Source organism: Flavobacterium sp. H4147, from assembly GCF_029360735.1.
Lineage (GTDB): Bacteria > Bacteroidota > Bacteroidia > Flavobacteriales > Flavobacteriaceae > Flavobacterium > Flavobacterium endoglycinae.
In genome coordinates this window covers 264,995-279,943 of record NZ_JARKNB010000003.1, presented here as the reverse complement: position 1 = coordinate 279,943, position 14,949 = coordinate 264,995, and the positions used below count along the sequence as shown (strand labels likewise).

Sequence of the window (14,949 nt, the reverse complement as noted above, 5' to 3'; positions counted from 1 at the left end):
AATAAACAAACAATAAATTGCTTAATGGCAGCCGAACAAAAACAAAAATTAGAACAACAACTTTGGAACATTGCAAACACTCTTCGCGGGAAAATGGATGCCGATGATTTCAGGGATTATATATTAGGTTTTATTTTCTACAAATATTTAAGTACAAAAATGGATTTGTATGCTAATGAAGTACTAAAACCAGACGGGTTGACTTTTAAGGAAGTTGAAGGACATCCTGATGAAACCCTATTATTGCAAGAATTAAAATTATTAGCAATTGATAAATTAGGCTTTTTCTTGGAACCATCTGAATTGTTTTCTGAAATTACGAAAAGAGGAAATGCAGGAGGAAAGAATAATTTTATTCTAGGAGATTTATCCAAAGTACTAACGCATATTGAGCAAAGTACAATGGGGACTGAAAGTGAAGAGGATTTTGGAAACTTGTTTTCTGACCTAGATTTAACTTCTCATAAATTAGGAAAATCAGAAGCTGACAAAAATGAATTAATTGTGCGTGTGTTGACGCATTTAGATGAAATTGATTTTGATCTTGAAAATACAGATAGTGACGTACTTGGAGATGCCTACGAATATTTGATTGGTAAGTTTGCAAGTGGCGCGGGAAAAAAAGCAGGGGAGTTTTATACACCACAACAAGTAAGTAGTATTTTAGCGCAATTAGTGACCGTCGGTAAAGAGCAACTTAAAAGTGTTTACGATCCGACTTGTGGATCTGGGTCATTATTGTTACGTGTGGCAAAAGAAGTAAAAAAGGTAGGTGAATTTTATGGACAGGAAATGAATCCTACAACTTACAACTTATGTCGTATGAACATGATTATGCACGATGTGCATTACAAACGTTTTGATATTAAAAACGAAGATACTTTAGAACGCCCGCAACATTACGATTTGCGTTTTGAAGCTATCGTAGCAAATCCTCCTTTTTCTGCTAAATGGAGTGCAAGCCCTTTGTTTATGAGTGATGATCGTTTTTCAGATTACGGAAAACTTGCTCCAAGTAGTAAAGCTGATTTTGCTTTTGTACAACACATGGTGCATCAATTGGATGATAACGGAACAATGGCTGTAGTTTTACCTCACGGAGTTTTATTTCGTGGCGCTGCTGAAGGGTATATTCGAGAATATTTAATAAAGGAGAAAAACTATTTAGATGCTGTAATTGGTTTACCAGCGAATATCTTTTACGGTACAAGTATTCCTACTTGTATTTTGGTTTTGAAGAAAAAAAGACAAAACCCAAAGGACATTTTATTTATTGACGCCAGCCAGAATTACGAAAAGGTAAAGACCCAAAATGTTTTGCGAAGTGAAGATATTGACAAAATTATTAACGCGTACAAAAACAGAACCGAAGAAGAAAAATATAGCCGTGTTGCACTTTTAAGCGAAATAGCCAGTAACGATTACAACTTAAACATACCTCGTTATGTGGATACGTTTGAAGCCGAAGAAAGTATTGATATAAATGCAATTGCTAACGAAATTAAGGTTTTGAATGCAACTATTGAAGAAACAGATAAAACCATTGTCGGTTTTTGCAATGAACTAGGAATTGAAACACCTTTCTAATGAGTACAGCAATTTTACGAATAGAAAAGAAAAAAAGTGAAGCACCACAATTGCGTTTTCCTGAGTTTGAAGAAAATTGGAAAGAAAAAAGATTTGGTGAACTTTATTCATTTTACAATACAAATTCATTATCTAGGGATAAATTAAATTATGACGAAGGAGAAGTATATAATATTCATTACGGGGATATTCATACAAAATTCCAAACTCATTTTTATCTGAAAAATGAAAATGTCCCTTTAATAATTTCTGATGTAGATTTATCTAATATAAAAAAAGAGTCATATTGTAAAAATGGCGATATAATTATGGCAGATGCTTCTGAAGATTATGCTGATATTGGTAAGTCAATTGAATTAATTGATATTTGTAATGTAAAGTTATTGTCTGGACTTCATACCTTTTTAGCTAGACCAATTTCAGATAAAACTTTCGTGGGATTTACAAGTTATCTTTTGAAATCCTGGAAATTAAGAAAGCAAATAATGCTGATAGCTCAGGGAACAAAAGTACTGAGTTTGTCCACTAATAGAGTTGCAAATCTTAAACTTGATATTCCAACTCTCGCAGAACAACGAAAAATTGCTTCTTTTTTAAGTACGGTTGATGAAAAAATACAGCAACTTTCCAGCAAAAAAGAATTATTAGAGCAATACAAAAAAGGCGTAATGCAACAATTGTTCGCAGGGAAATTACGGTTTAAAGATGAGAATGGAAAGGATTATCCGGATTGGGAGGAGAAGAAGTTGGGTGAGGTTGGAAAAATTGTAACGGGAAGTACACCAACAACATCAAACGTAGAATATTATAATGGAAAACAATTGTTTGTTTCTCCTGCGGATATAAATGGTACAAGATACGTATTAAATACAAAAACCACATTAACAGATTTAGGATTTGAAAAAGGAAGAAAATTAAAGAAAGGAACAGTATTATTTGTATGTATAGGTTCTACAATTGGAAAAGTTGCAATTGCTGGTCTTGATTGTATAACTAATCAGCAGATTAATGCAATAGAAGCTAATTCTTTTAATAGTAATAATTTTATTTTTTCATTATTAGAATTCAATGCTATTAGGATTAAATTATTAGCTGGAGTTCAAGCAGTTCCTCAAATAAATAAAACTGATTTTTCAAATTTAAAATTTATGTTTCCTTCATTGCTTGAACAAAAGAAAATAGCTGATTTTTTATCGAGTATTGATGCAAAAATAGAAAACGTTAACCAACAACTAATACAAACGCAAAGTTTTAAGAAAGGTTTGTTGCAGAAGATGTTTATTTAAAATAAAAAAAACAAAATTATGCTAACAGTAGAAAAATTACTTGAATTTGGATTTATAGAAATTAGTCACCACCTCGGGAATTATTATGCAAAGTCTAAGCTATGTTTGGTGCCTCAAGTTGGAATGTGGGTAGTTGCTTCAAATTTTGGTGAAATAGCAAGTGGAGTTGAAAAAAGAATGCCATATATCGTAAATGAACTCGATTTAAGGAATTATATTAAATGGTGTGGTTTAAACGATGTTGAATTTTTAGGATCATAAAAGTAGTATCCGATGAGCTATCAATCAGAAGCGGTATTAGAAAATAACCTAATAAAACAACTGACTGGATTAGGTTTTACATCTGTAAAAATACAAGATGGAGAATCTTTGGTTTCAAACCTAAAAAATCAATTAGAGATTTTTAATGAAACTACTTTTACAGCTAAAGAGTTTGATGCTATTTTAAATCATCTTGCTAAAGGTAATGTTTTTGAAAAAGCAAAAACATTACGAGATCGTTTCCAATTAGATAAAGAAGACGGAACACCTTTTTATGTTCGTTTTTTTAATACAGAGGAGAGTAATAAGAATTTATTTCAGGTTACCAATCAAATAAGTTTAGAAGGGAGTTACAAGAACCGTTTTGACGTTACACTTTTAGTTAATGGTTTGCCTTTAGTGCAAATAGAATTAAAACGCTCAGGAATTGAAATCAAGGAAGCTTTTAATCAAATCAATCGTTACCAAAGCCATTCGTTTTGGAGCAATCATGGTTTGTTTCAATATGTACAATTATTTGTAATAAGTAATGGAGGCAATACTAAATATTTAGCCAACAATAAATTGCAATCTGTCAAACAAACTTTCTTTTGGGCAGATTCCAATAATAAAAACATTACCGAATTAAAGGATTTTACTGCTTCGTTTTTAAATCCAGATCATTTGGGCAAAATGATTGCGCATTACATTGTGTTAAATGAAACACATAAAGTAATGATGGTTTTGCGTCCCTATCAATATTTTGCAACTGAAGCGATAATTCATCAGGTTAAAAACTCAAATGACAACGCATACATTTGGCATACAACAGGTTCTGGAAAAACGCTTACTTCTTTTAAAGCAAGCCAAATTCTAGTTGAATTGCCCGAAGTCTACAAAGTTGTTTTTGTAGTAGATAGAAAAGATTTAGATTATCAAACCATGAATGAGTTCAATGCTTTCAAGAAAGACAGCGTTGATGTTACAGATAATACACAATCTTTAATCAAACAATTAACAGATAATACGAAGTTAGTTTTAACGACTATTCAAAAATTAAATAATGCCGTTTCTCAAAAAAATAAAAGTAATATTGAATCTTTAAGAGATAAGAAAATCGTTTTTATTTTTGATGAATGTCATCGTTCTCAATTTGGAGATACACACGATAGAATAACTAAATTCTTTGAGAAAAGCCAATTAATAGGTTTTACAGGAACGCCAATCTTTGCAGAAAATGCGTCAAAGAATGACTACGGAAAGAGAACAACAAAAGACTTATTTGGTAATTGCTTGCATAAATATGTAATAACTGATGCTATTAGAGATCAAAATGTACTACGTTTTGGAGTAGAGTATGTTGGAAAATACAAAAATACTAGCAAAACATTTATTGATATAGAGGTAGAAGATATTGACAAACAAGAAGTATATGATTCTAAAATGAGAATCAATAAAATTGTCGATTATATTATTGCCTATCATAATCAAAAAACATTTAATAGAGATTATTCAGCATTATTAGCTGTGAGTAGTATTGATAATGTAATTCAGTATTATGATCTTTTCCAAGAGAAGAAAGAAGCAGGAGAACATGATTTGCGAATTGCAACTATATTCACGTATGGTGTAAATGAAGATTCAGATGAAGCTCAGGATTTTCTTCCAGCAGATGAAGTAGATTTTGATGTTTTAGCTGAGCCACAAACACAATATCAATCTAATCATACTAGAGATAAACTTGAAAAATATATTGGACATTATAACGTAATGTATGGTACAAGTTTTACAAACAAGGACAACAAATCATTTGAAAAGTACTTTCAAAATATAAGTAAAAGATTAAAAAATCGAGAAAAAGAAAACTTCAACGATGAATTGGATCGTTTAGATATCGTTATTGTTGTCAATATGATGTTAACTGGTTTTGATGCAAAAAAAGTAAATACACTTTATGTAGATAAAAACCTGAAACAACATGGTTTGATTCAAGCATTTTCGCGAACAAATAGAATATTAGGTGAGCAGAAGTCACAGGGAAATATTTTAGCTTTTAGAAATCTAAAAAAAGCTACAGACGATGCGATCACTTTGTTTTCTAATAAAGAAGCCATTGAAGTAGTAACAATGCCAGCTTATGAAGATATTGCTAAGAAATTTGATGAAGCTTTAAAGGATTTACGAGAAATCACTCCAACGTATCAAGATGTAAATGATCTTGAAAGTGAGGAAGACGAAGCTCTATTTGTACAAGCTTTTAGAAAATTAATGCGTGCGATGAATGTCTTGCAATCTTACGCAGATTTTGATTGGGATGACTTATTAATTGATGAAGAAGAATATAATAATTATAAAGGCAAATATTTAGATTTATATCAAAAGGTAAAACAAGACAATCAAAAACAAAAAACGTCTATACTTGATGATATAGATTTTGAATTAGAATTAATTCATAGAGATAAAGTTAATGTTGCATATATTTTAAAATTATTAGCGCAATTAAAACAAACAAAAACTTCTAGTGCTGCTAATGCTAAAAGAAAAGCTATTATTGATTTGTTAAGTGGCGATATCAATTTAAGAAGCAAGAGAGAGTTAATCCAAAAGTTTATAGATGAAAATATGCCTTTTATAAAAGATGGCGATTCGATTGAAGATGAATTTGAGAAGTTTTGGAAAGACCAGAAAGTTTTAGCTTTAGGAAAAATATGTGATGAAGAACATTTGGATAAAGCACAATTTAAAGCTTTAATTGATGCTTACATATATAGCGGAAGGGAGCCAATAAAAGATGAAGTTTTTCAATGTCTTGATAATAGACCTAGCATTCTTCAAGCTAGAGTTATTGGAGATAGGATTATCACTAAGATGAAAGAATATGTTGAAGTTTTTGTTAAAGGAATGATCGCTTAGGAAATTATTATACTTTGTTTCAATTGCATTAACATGTTTTAAGAAATAATCCTTATAATTATAAATAAAAAAACAAAACCCTCAATCAAAAAAATGATCAAGGGTTTCAAAAATTTCAAACCAAAAAACAATCTTACTCCACATCCAAATAAGGACACAAAATCTCGGCTAGTTCATTGAGCCAGTAAAAACTGTTTTCTAGTTTTAGTATTTCTTGCTGAAGGGTTTCGTTTTCACGAATAATACCTAGAGCAAGAACAAAATTTACTTGTCGTAATGCTTTTGCCATTTGTTCGGGCGATACGGTTTGATTGAAGAAATTGGTTAGCCTGATTTCGGCTTCTTTGGAAAGATTTGTTACGCTCATAATCTTAACGTTTAGGGATATAAAACCCGTGTAGCTAAGGTGTCCTACGCCGTTAAGAGCGTTGCAGTTGTTTCCAATACCGCCACCATACCACACGGGCAAAAGTTTTTCTAAGTTCATTATCTTAACGTTTAGGGACGTAAAGATATCAAAAAATATTTTAAAAAATAAGAAAAATATTACTTTTTAAATGTTGTTTCTAAATCAAATTTCCACAAAACTTCTAATGAAAATGTATGTCCTAGCCCAGATGGGAGCGGCATCCTTTTGTGCCGTTGTTCGGCATAAAAGATATAGCGGACAGCTGGAAACAGCTCCTAAAAAACAATACGAATATATGAAATGAAAATGTAAGCTTCAATACTTAAAGCGGTATACTCGATGATACCTCTAAAAAAGCAATGTGTTTTGCGATTTAACTTTGCCTTGTTAATTTAAAAACACAGAAAAATGAACAATTTAAAAGATAAAGTTGCAGTAATAACAGGCGGAAACAGCGGTATTGGTTATGCTACAGCAAAAGAATTAAAAGAACAAGGCGCTAAAGTTATCATTACCGGAAGACGAAAAGAAGCTATTGAAAAAGCGGCTCAGGAATTGGGAGTGACGTTAGTTACAGCAGATCAATCGAGTGTTTTGGATATTGAAAATCTGGTTTCGAAAGTAAAAGAAGATTTCGGAGCCGTTGATATTCTTTTTATCAATGCCGGAATTGCCGGTTTGGGAACAATTGAGCAAACTTCGGAGGAATTGTACGACAGTATTATGAATGTCAATCTGCGTGGGGCGTATTTTACTTTAAGCAAATTTATTCCGGTTTTGAAAGACGGTGCTTCGGTAGTGTTTTTGTCTTCAAATACTGCTAGTATGCCGGGGCCGGGATCTTCGGTGTATTCGGCTAGTAAAACGGCTTTGAATTCGGTTATGAAATCGGCAGCGTTGGAATTAGCGCCACGAAAAATCAGAGTGAATTCGGTTAGTCCGGGACCAACAGAAACCGAAGTGATGAAAAAAGTCGGTTTAGATGAATCTACCGTAAAAGGTATTATGGAGGTTGTAGTCGAAAAAGTTCCGCTAAAAGAAATGGGCAAAGCCGAAGATGTAGCCAAAATGGTTTCCTATTTAAGCACTGATGCCGCAAAATTCATCACTGGAGCCGATTTTATTATGGATGGGGGAATGGTTTTGGCTTAATTGTGAATTGTGAATTGTGAATTGTAAATGGTGAAATGTAAAATGTAAATGTATACTGTGATTTAACCGCAAAGCACGCTAGGATTTACGCAAGGTTCGCAAGGTTTGTTTTTCAAAGCTTTGCGAACTTTGCGTTTTTACTAAGTCTTGCAGCAAAACATCTTAGTATTCTCTGTGGTAAAATTAATCGCATTTCAAACTCATAACTCATAACTCATAATTCATAATTCATAATTCATAATTCATAATTCATAACTTATAACTTCTCTGATGTCCATTTCATCCAGAAGTTTGTCCACTTGGGCTATTTTCTCATTTCGTAGGAAGCATTCTCGATATACTTTTGACTCAGAAATTAACTGATAACAAATTTTAAATCAAAAGAATATGGAAACTAAAAAACAAAAAACCTGGATTATTATCGCAATTGTCATTTTAGGAATCATCGCCTTTTTAATTCCGAATCAAATCGCTGCACAAACGGGAATAAAACGCACTGATTTACAAAAACACGATTTAAGTATTACGGGTCGTGAAACGGTGCAGGCGAAAATTGATTTTGAAGGACATTCGGCTTTTGGGAAGCACTTTCATCCAGGCGAAGAGATTATCTATGTGCTTGAAGGTTCATTACAATACGAAGTGGAAGGACAAGCTCCGGTAACTCTTAAAGCAGGTGAAGTGTTATTTATTCCGGCTGGTGTAGTTCACTCGGCTAGAAATAATACAAGTTTAAAAGCTTCGGAACTGGCAACTTATATTGTAGAAAAAGGAAAACCTGTTTTAACTTTAGTAAAGTAGTTTCAAGTTTGAGGTTGCGAATGGTTTAACCGCAAAGTGCGCAAAGTTTTTTAAGCATATAGCTTCGCGTCCTTTGCGTTTTACAAAAGCATTAAATAAAATCTTAGCGTGCTTTGCGGTTATAACAATTTACAATTAACCATTTACAATTCACAATTAAAAGATTGTCCATTTCAACCTAAACTTTGTCCGCTTCACCTTTTTTCTACTTTAAAAACAACAACTGTCAAGATACCTTTGACGAAGAAATTAACTGATAATCAACTCATCAAAAAATAAAATTATGAAAACGCTATTAAATAGTACAAACAGAATTACAACAAAATTGGTTTTAATCGCAGCTCTTTTTATGAATGTGGCTTTAACCAATGCACAAGCTTCAAAACAAACTATTGAAGTAAACCCTTCACTTGGAACTTTAAAACAAATCAATGCCGGATTATTAAATGTAGGCTATACAGAGGCAGGTCCTTCAAACGGAACTCCGGTTATTCTGCTTCACGGATGGCCTTATGATATTCACAGCTATAACGAAGTGGTTCCAATTTTGGTTGCAAAAGGATATCATGTTTTTACGCCTTATTTAAGAGGATTCGGAACAACAACTTTTCTTTCTGAAGCTACTTTCAGAAACGGACAGCAGGCCGCATTAGCAAGTGATATTATCGCTTTTATGGATGCATTGAAAATAGATAAAGCCGTAATTGGCGGTTTCGACTGGGGAGCCAGAACAGCGGTTGTAGTAGCTGCACTTTGGCCGGAACGTGTAAAAGGTCTGGTATCAGTAAGTGGTTATTTAGTCGTAAATCTGGAGGCAAATTTAAAACCGCTTCCTCCAACAGCTGAGTTAGGCTGGTGGTACCAATATTACTTCGCAACCGAAAGAGGAAAACAGGGTTACACTCAAAACACTTACGATTTCAATAAACTAATCTGGAAAATCGCTTCTCCGTTATGGAATTTTGACAAAGCAACTTACGACCAAACCGCTCAGTCTTTCAACAATCCGGATCATGTGGCAATCGTAATTCACAATTACAGATGGAGACAATCTCTGGAAGCTGGAGAATCTAAATACGACAACTTAGAAAAACGTCTTTCTGTTAAACCGGAAATTAAAGTTCCAACGATTACAATAGGAAGTGATTTTGACGGTGCTTTCGCAGATGGAAAAGTTTACGCCAATAAATTCACAGGAAAATACGAACACAGAATCTTAAAAGGAATTGGGCACAACGTTCCGCAGGAAGATCCAAAAGCATTTGCACAAGCAATTATTGACGTAGCTGGCTTTAAAAATTAAAAATTGAGAATTAAAAATTAAATTCCAAAAAGAGCGAAGCGATTTTTAAAAATCTAAAATCTAAAATCTAAAATCTAAAATCTAAAATTATCATGAGCACAAAAGTATTATACACAGGAAAAACACACACCACAGGCGGTAGAGAAGGAGCTTCTCAAAGTTCAGACGAACAATTAAATATCAAATTAAGCGCACCGGGATCATCACGTCCGGGAACAAATCCAGAACAGTTATTTGCTGCAGGATGGTCGGCTTGTTTTATTGGAGCATTAGGAATCGCCGCTTCAAAATTGGGAGTTAAACTTCCGTCAGAAACAGCTGTAGACGCAGAAATAGATTTATGTGTAACAGAAGGTGAATATTCATTGCAGGCACGTTTAAACATCAGTCTTCCGGGAATTGACCGCGAAACGGCAGAAGCTTTAGCAGCACAGGCACACCAAACCTGTCCGTATTCTAAAGCTACGAGAGGAAATATTTATGTAGATATTAATATCATATAAAGTTATAAGTTATAGGTTAGGGGTTATGAGTTGTTGAAACCTAATTCTTAACCTTTAACTCCTAACCAATAACCTTTAACTTCAAAATGAAATGAAAAATATAGTTACCACTTTTATAATGCTGTTTCTTTTAATGGGAAACACCATTTTCGCACAAAGCAATTCAGATAAAAAAGGGTTTGCCCTTTTAGAATTATATACATCAGAAGGCTGTTCGAGCTGTCCGCCAGCTGATGAATTGTCTGGAAGAATTCAGAATGAATTAAAAGACAAGAATGTTTATGTATTGGCTTATCACGTAGATTATTGGGACAAACAAGGCTGGAAAGATATTTTCAGTAATGCCGATTATACGAAAAGACAATACGATTATGCTAAATTCATGGGAAAAGATCCTATTTACACACCTCAGGTTATCATTAACGGAAAAATAGATTATGTAGGTTCTCAGGAAACAAGTCTGCGAAACGGAATCAAATCGGCACTTGTCAAACCTGCTTCTGCTTCTTTGAGTTTAGAAACGTATCAAATTGATAATAACCTTTCAGTAAACTATAGTGTAGAAGGGACTTCAAAAAACAGTCGTTTGTTTATTGCTGTGGTTCAAAAAGAAGCCAAAAGCAATATAAAAAGAGGAGAAAATGCCAATCGTGTTTTAACGCATTATCAAATCGTTCGTCAGTTGCAATCAGTTGATTTGAATAAAGTGAAAAAAGGAACAGCAACAGTTCGTCTGCCTAAAAATTTCAATACACAGGATTTCGAAATTATTGGTTTTGTACAGGATATGAATTCAGGAGCTGTTTTAGGTGTAAAACGTGCTTAAGGTTTTGTTCTATATTGATGAAGCTTCATTAATTTTTAACACATAGAGACATAGTTTTGCTTTGCGTAAAAAGAAATTTCATTTGTTTAAATAAACAATAGCTATGTGTTTTTAAGTCAGAAATAAAAAATCAGCATTTATCAGCTTTAATCTTTTTAATCTGCGTGAAATAATTTTTTCACAACAAAACATTTTTGAAAAAACAGACAACATTTGTTTGAGTAAACATAGCTATGTGTAAAAACTAGTTTTTTCTTTGACCTAATTCTTAAAGTAAAAAAAAAAACTATGTTTCTATGTGTTTAAAAAATAAATATCAGCTAAATCTGCATAACTCTTTTGCAATCTGCGTGAAATAATTTTTTCAAAACAAAATACTTTTTGAAAAGACAGATAAGATTTGTTTTGAGTACACATAGCTATGTGTAAAAACTAGTTTTTTCTCTAATCTAATTCTTAAAGCAAAAAACTATGTTTCTATGTGTTTAAAAAAAATAAAAATCAGCTGAATCAGCCTGAAATAATTTTTTCAAAATAAACCTATCTTTGACCAACAGGATAACCAAACAAATACAATTATGGAAAAAGCAAAACGCTTTCAGGTTTCGCTCAAAGTCATTTGGGGAAGCTCTATCGCTCTGGCGGTAATGGCTTCAATACCCAAATTATTTGATGCCGATTCTACGCCTGGAGACCTTATTATAAACTCTTCGATTACACTGCTGTTTTCTCTTTTTATTTGGTATTACAACATTTATAGTTTACCAAAATTTTCATCACAACGAACTAACAAAAGCCTTTTTAACTGGAAATTGCTGTTGAGTGTTTTGTTGGGAATTCTGCTGATGGTAATTCTGGTAATTGCGCATCAAGAACTTTTTCAGGTGTCAAAAATGGATGCGCCCATAATGTTCGAACTCCGCGGTGTTTTGATCAACCTCATTGTGTATATGTTCCTGCATCTTCTGTTTCAAAACTACCAGACACAGCAAATGGGAGTAGAACTGGAACGCACCAAAGCTTTAAATTTGGGAGCGCAGTACGAATTATTGAAACAGCAGGTAAATCCGCATTTTTTATTTAACAGTTTGAATACGTTGAAATCGATGGTGGATATGCAGGACCCGCAGAGTTCTGATTTTATCCTGAAATTATCTGATTTTTATCGTTTTACATTAGAAAGCCGAAAACTGGATTTGATTTCTTTAAAAGAAGAACTTCAAATTTTAGATTCGTATGTATATCTGCTGAAAGCGCGTTTTGAAGACGGATTTGATGTTATAAAAGAAATTGATCCAAAGCAGTACGATTCGGCAATTCCGCCTTTTTCGCTTCAGTTATTGATTGAGAACTGTATTAAACACAATGTTGTTTCGCTCGATAAACCTCTGCATATAAAATTATATACCGAAAATGAATTTCTGGTGATCGAAAATCCAATTCAGCTCAAACGAGGTACTTTGTCAACCGGAGTTGGTTTGGACAATATCAACCAGCGATTTCTGCATTTGGTTAACAAGGAAATTGAAATAGATAAAACGGAAACCCTTTTTAAAGTTAAAATACCCCTGATTTATGACTATCGTAATAATTGAAGATGAAGTAAAAACGGCCAAAGCACTTGGCCAGCTTATTATAAGTATCAGACCCGACGTTCAGATTGTATCTTATATTCAGAGTATCGACGGCGCTGTGAGTTATCTTTTAGAAAACGATCAGCCCGATTTGATTTTTATGGATATTCAGCTTGCAGACGGATTATGCTTTGAGATTTTCAAAAATGTTGAGGTTTTATCTCCGGTTATTTTCTGCACCGCTTTTGACGATTATGCTATCGAAGCTTTTAAATCAAACGGAATTGATTACGTTTTGAAACCGTTTTCAAGAGAAAGCATTTCGCAGGCAATTAAAAAGACGGGAGAGTTGAAGAACTTCTTCCAAAGAAATAAAAAAATGATGCCTGATTTTGATTATCTCTTAACCCGAACAGGCGAAAATACAGGAAAAAGCAGTTTTCTGGTTTTCAAAAACAATAAATACCAAACGATTCAGACAGAAAACATTGCGTTTTTCTTCATTAAAAATGAAACTCCGACAATCATGACTTTTGATAAGACCGAATATCAAATTGCACAGTCATTAGATGAGGTTCATAAATTATTATCTCCTATTCAGTTTTTCAGACTCAACAGACAATATCTGGTAAATTTCTCAGCCATAAGAGAAGCAGAACATTACTTTTCAAGAAAATTAATCATCAAATTAACCATTCCAACCGAAGAAAAATTATTGGTAGGAAAGGAAAAAACAACGGCATTTTTAAGCTGGCTGGAGAATAGGTAATTTTTTTTATCAATGCAGTTTTTTGACTCAGTAATCAGTGTCAATTTTTCCAGATTTGTCTTTAGTTATAACAAAACTATCTCGTAAAGACGTAAATACTTTACGAGATTTGTTTCATGTTTATTTTTAAAGATCTGCTTATTTTTTCATTTAAACCTTTCTTAGCTTTTTATTTCTCGTCCTTCGAATTGAGAATGTAGGTAACGCTGTATAATCTTCTAAACATAGCATACGTTACGCTAACCATAACAAAAGCAATAATAGCATCTATTGTTGCACCAAAACCTAAAACAGCTAGTTTTGAAAAGAAAGCAAATATGATGTCAAAAAATATTCCGGCAAATACCCATTCTTTCAAGCGTAATAATCGGTTTGGAATTAAAAGCGTAATAACTCCCGAAATTTTCATAACACCCAGAATGTAAATAAAGTGCGCTGGATATCCTAATAGCTGTGTAATTTCCCACACCAGTTTGTTGGTTGTCAATTCAAAAAATCCGCTGGCACCAAACCATAAAGAAGTTAAAATAATTCCTGTCCAATAAATAATTTTTGTTGTTTTTGCATTCATGATTTTAAATTTTTAAGTTGTTAAACAGGACAAAATTGCGTCAATGGCGATCGATTTCATATCATAAATTAGGTGAAACGGACAAATCGATTTCTGAAATAGACAATCTGTAAGTTCATCTGATTTAATAACTTTACAGAACTAAAACATTTTTATTTTAAGGATGGAAGCCAAAGCCATTTTACAAGAACATATTTCGAAAACCGTATCACTCACACAAGAAGAGTTTGATTACTTTTATTCTCATTTTAAACCCTTGTCTTTCAAAAAAGGTCAGACTATTATTGGCGTAGGAGATAAAGTAAACCATGAATATTTTGTAATTTCAGGCTGTTTGAAAACCTTCTTTATTAATGACGAAATCAAAATGTACATTCTTCAGTTTGCTATGCCAACCTGGTGGGCTTCTGATTATAATGCACTCTACAATCAAACTCCGGCTTCTATAAATGTAGATTGCATTACCGATGCTGAGGTTTTGTGTCTTTCCAGCGAAGACCGCGAAAAACTCTGCGCTGAGTTTCACCAGATAGAACATTTCTTCCGCTGGAGAACCAATAAAGGTTATATCGCTTCTCAAAAACGACTTTTATCCTTTATGAATAATAATGTCAAAACCCGTTACGAAGAACTTTTGGCCTTATATCCACAATTATACAATCTCGTTCCCAAACATTTAATTGCCGCTTATTTAGGCGTTTCCAGAGAAACTTTAAGCAGACTTCATAATTCGTAGTTTTTTGCACAGATTATTAAGATTAAAATGATTTTGTTTCACGCAGATTTGGCTGCTTTAAGCTGATTAAACAAAAAGTGATTAATCTCGCAAAAGCTTAAAGTATAAGCTCTCGCAGATTTTGCAGATTGAGCTGATAATTTGTGTCTGTATAAATCTGCAAAATCTGCGTGAAACAAAAAAATACGCAAAACAGTAATCTGTTCAATCTGCAAAATTGTGAGAGACCAAAACAGCTGATATAAAAACCCCTGCAGCTTTGTCCCTTTAGACCTTTGC

The 14,949-nt window shown here is 33.1% G+C and carries 14 protein-coding genes; 12 read left to right on the top strand and 2 right to left on the bottom strand.

Translation table 11 applies throughout. The features are described 5' to 3' along the window. The first annotated feature begins 24 nt into the window (after window positions 1-24). The 4 genes from P2W75_RS15465 to P2W75_RS15450 are packed head-to-tail and all read left to right on the top strand — an operon-like array spanning window position 25 to window position 6,026. Window positions 25-1,587 carry a type I restriction-modification system subunit M gene (locus P2W75_RS15465; protein ID WP_276381160.1) on the top strand — a complete coding sequence of 521 codons (1,563 nt, stop codon included), beginning with the start codon at window positions 25-27 and terminating at the stop codon, window positions 1,585-1,587. Next, window positions 1,587-2,873: a restriction endonuclease subunit S gene (locus tag P2W75_RS15460; protein ID WP_276381159.1), complete on the top strand. Its 1,287-nt coding sequence runs from the start codon at window positions 1,587-1,589 to the stop codon at window positions 2,871-2,873. The genes P2W75_RS15465 and P2W75_RS15460 overlap by 1 nt, the downstream gene beginning before the upstream one ends. Window positions 2,874-2,891: 18 nt before the next feature. Further along, the gene (locus P2W75_RS15455) at window positions 2,892-3,134 is read left to right on the top strand and encodes a hypothetical protein (RefSeq protein ID WP_276381158.1); all 243 of its coding nucleotides are present in this window, start codon (window positions 2,892-2,894) and stop codon (window positions 3,132-3,134) included. Window positions 3,135-3,146: 12 nt separating this feature from the next. After that, entirely contained in the window at window positions 3,147-6,026 is a 2,880-nt protein-coding gene (locus P2W75_RS15450) for a type I restriction endonuclease subunit R (protein WP_276381157.1), read from the top strand. A 133-nt stretch (window positions 6,027-6,159) separates the two neighbouring features. Here P2W75_RS15450 and P2W75_RS15445 read toward each other — a convergent pair whose 3' ends face one another. Continuing rightward, window positions 6,160-6,513, bottom strand: a complete 354-nt coding sequence (locus P2W75_RS15445; protein WP_373921644.1) for a hypothetical protein — start codon at window positions 6,511-6,513, stop codon at window positions 6,160-6,162. Window positions 6,514-6,843: 330 nt separating this feature from the next. Here P2W75_RS15445 and P2W75_RS15440 point away from each other — a divergent pair, with 330 nt between their 5' ends. From P2W75_RS15440 to P2W75_RS15410, 7 genes are all read left to right on the top strand, one after another. Beyond that, window positions 6,844-7,587, top strand: a complete 744-nt coding sequence (locus tag P2W75_RS15440; protein ID WP_276381156.1) for an SDR family NAD(P)-dependent oxidoreductase — start codon at window positions 6,844-6,846, stop codon at window positions 7,585-7,587. A gap of 387 nt (window positions 7,588-7,974) precedes the next feature. Continuing rightward, window positions 7,975-8,388, top strand: a complete 414-nt coding sequence (locus P2W75_RS15435; RefSeq protein ID WP_276381155.1) for a cupin domain-containing protein — start codon at window positions 7,975-7,977, stop codon at window positions 8,386-8,388. Between the two features lie 283 nt (window positions 8,389-8,671). Further along, entirely contained in the window at window positions 8,672-9,691 is a 1,020-nt protein-coding gene (locus P2W75_RS15430) for an alpha/beta fold hydrolase (RefSeq protein ID WP_276381154.1), read from the top strand. Between the two features lie 92 nt (window positions 9,692-9,783). After that, window positions 9,784-10,194, top strand: a complete 411-nt coding sequence (locus P2W75_RS15425) for an organic hydroperoxide resistance protein (protein ID WP_276381153.1) — start codon at window positions 9,784-9,786, stop codon at window positions 10,192-10,194. Between the two features lie 91 nt (window positions 10,195-10,285). After that, a complete protein-coding gene (locus tag P2W75_RS15420; protein WP_276381152.1) occupies window positions 10,286-11,020 on the top strand; it encodes a thioredoxin family protein in 735 nt (244 codons plus the stop codon). Window positions 11,021-11,598: 578 nt separating this feature from the next. Further along, window positions 11,599-12,615 carry a sensor histidine kinase gene (locus tag P2W75_RS15415; protein WP_276381151.1) on the top strand — a complete coding sequence of 339 codons (1,017 nt, stop codon included), beginning with the start codon at window positions 11,599-11,601 and terminating at the stop codon, window positions 12,613-12,615. After that, window positions 12,596-13,363, top strand: a complete 768-nt coding sequence (locus P2W75_RS15410; RefSeq protein ID WP_276381150.1) for a LytTR family DNA-binding domain-containing protein — start codon at window positions 12,596-12,598, stop codon at window positions 13,361-13,363. The genes P2W75_RS15415 and P2W75_RS15410 overlap by 20 nt, the downstream gene beginning before the upstream one ends. Before the next feature lie 169 nt (window positions 13,364-13,532). On the opposite strand, the gene P2W75_RS15405 is transcribed toward P2W75_RS15410, so the two are convergent. After that, entirely contained in the window at window positions 13,533-13,934 is a 402-nt protein-coding gene (locus P2W75_RS15405) for a DoxX family protein (RefSeq protein WP_276381149.1), read from the bottom strand. 163 nt (window positions 13,935-14,097) lie between these two features. On the opposite strand from P2W75_RS15405, the gene P2W75_RS15400 reads away from it, so the two are divergent. Further along, window positions 14,098-14,670 (top strand): Crp/Fnr family transcriptional regulator, encoded by a 573-nt coding sequence (locus P2W75_RS15400; protein ID WP_276381148.1) that lies wholly within the window; start codon window positions 14,098-14,100, stop codon window positions 14,668-14,670. The last annotated feature ends 279 nt before the right edge of the window (window positions 14,671-14,949 follow it).

Coding starts and splice junctions, on each gene's coding strand:
- P2W75_RS15465 (WP_276381160.1), top strand. CDS start 25: ATGGCAGCCGAACAAAAACAAAAATTAGAACAACAACTTTGGAACATT.
- P2W75_RS15460 (WP_276381159.1), top strand. CDS start 1,587: ATGAGTACAGCAATTTTACGAATAGAAAAGAAAAAAAGTGAAGCACCA.
- P2W75_RS15455 (WP_276381158.1), top strand. CDS start 2,892: ATGCTAACAGTAGAAAAATTACTTGAATTTGGATTTATAGAAATTAGT.
- P2W75_RS15450 (WP_276381157.1), top strand. CDS start 3,147: ATGAGCTATCAATCAGAAGCGGTATTAGAAAATAACCTAATAAAACAA.
- P2W75_RS15445 (WP_373921644.1), bottom strand. CDS start 6,513: ATGAACTTAGAAAAACTTTTGCCCGTGTGGTATGGTGGCGGTATTGGA.
- P2W75_RS15440 (WP_276381156.1), top strand. CDS start 6,844: ATGAACAATTTAAAAGATAAAGTTGCAGTAATAACAGGCGGAAACAGC.
- P2W75_RS15435 (WP_276381155.1), top strand. CDS start 7,975: ATGGAAACTAAAAAACAAAAAACCTGGATTATTATCGCAATTGTCATT.
- P2W75_RS15430 (WP_276381154.1), top strand. CDS start 8,672: ATGAAAACGCTATTAAATAGTACAAACAGAATTACAACAAAATTGGTT.
- P2W75_RS15425 (WP_276381153.1), top strand. CDS start 9,784: ATGAGCACAAAAGTATTATACACAGGAAAAACACACACCACAGGCGGT.
- P2W75_RS15420 (WP_276381152.1), top strand. CDS start 10,286: ATGAAAAATATAGTTACCACTTTTATAATGCTGTTTCTTTTAATGGGA.
- P2W75_RS15415 (WP_276381151.1), top strand. CDS start 11,599: ATGGAAAAAGCAAAACGCTTTCAGGTTTCGCTCAAAGTCATTTGGGGA.
- P2W75_RS15410 (WP_276381150.1), top strand. CDS start 12,596: ATGACTATCGTAATAATTGAAGATGAAGTAAAAACGGCCAAAGCACTT.
- P2W75_RS15405 (WP_276381149.1), bottom strand. CDS start 13,934: ATGAATGCAAAAACAACAAAAATTATTTATTGGACAGGAATTATTTTA.
- P2W75_RS15400 (WP_276381148.1), top strand. CDS start 14,098: ATGGAAGCCAAAGCCATTTTACAAGAACATATTTCGAAAACCGTATCA.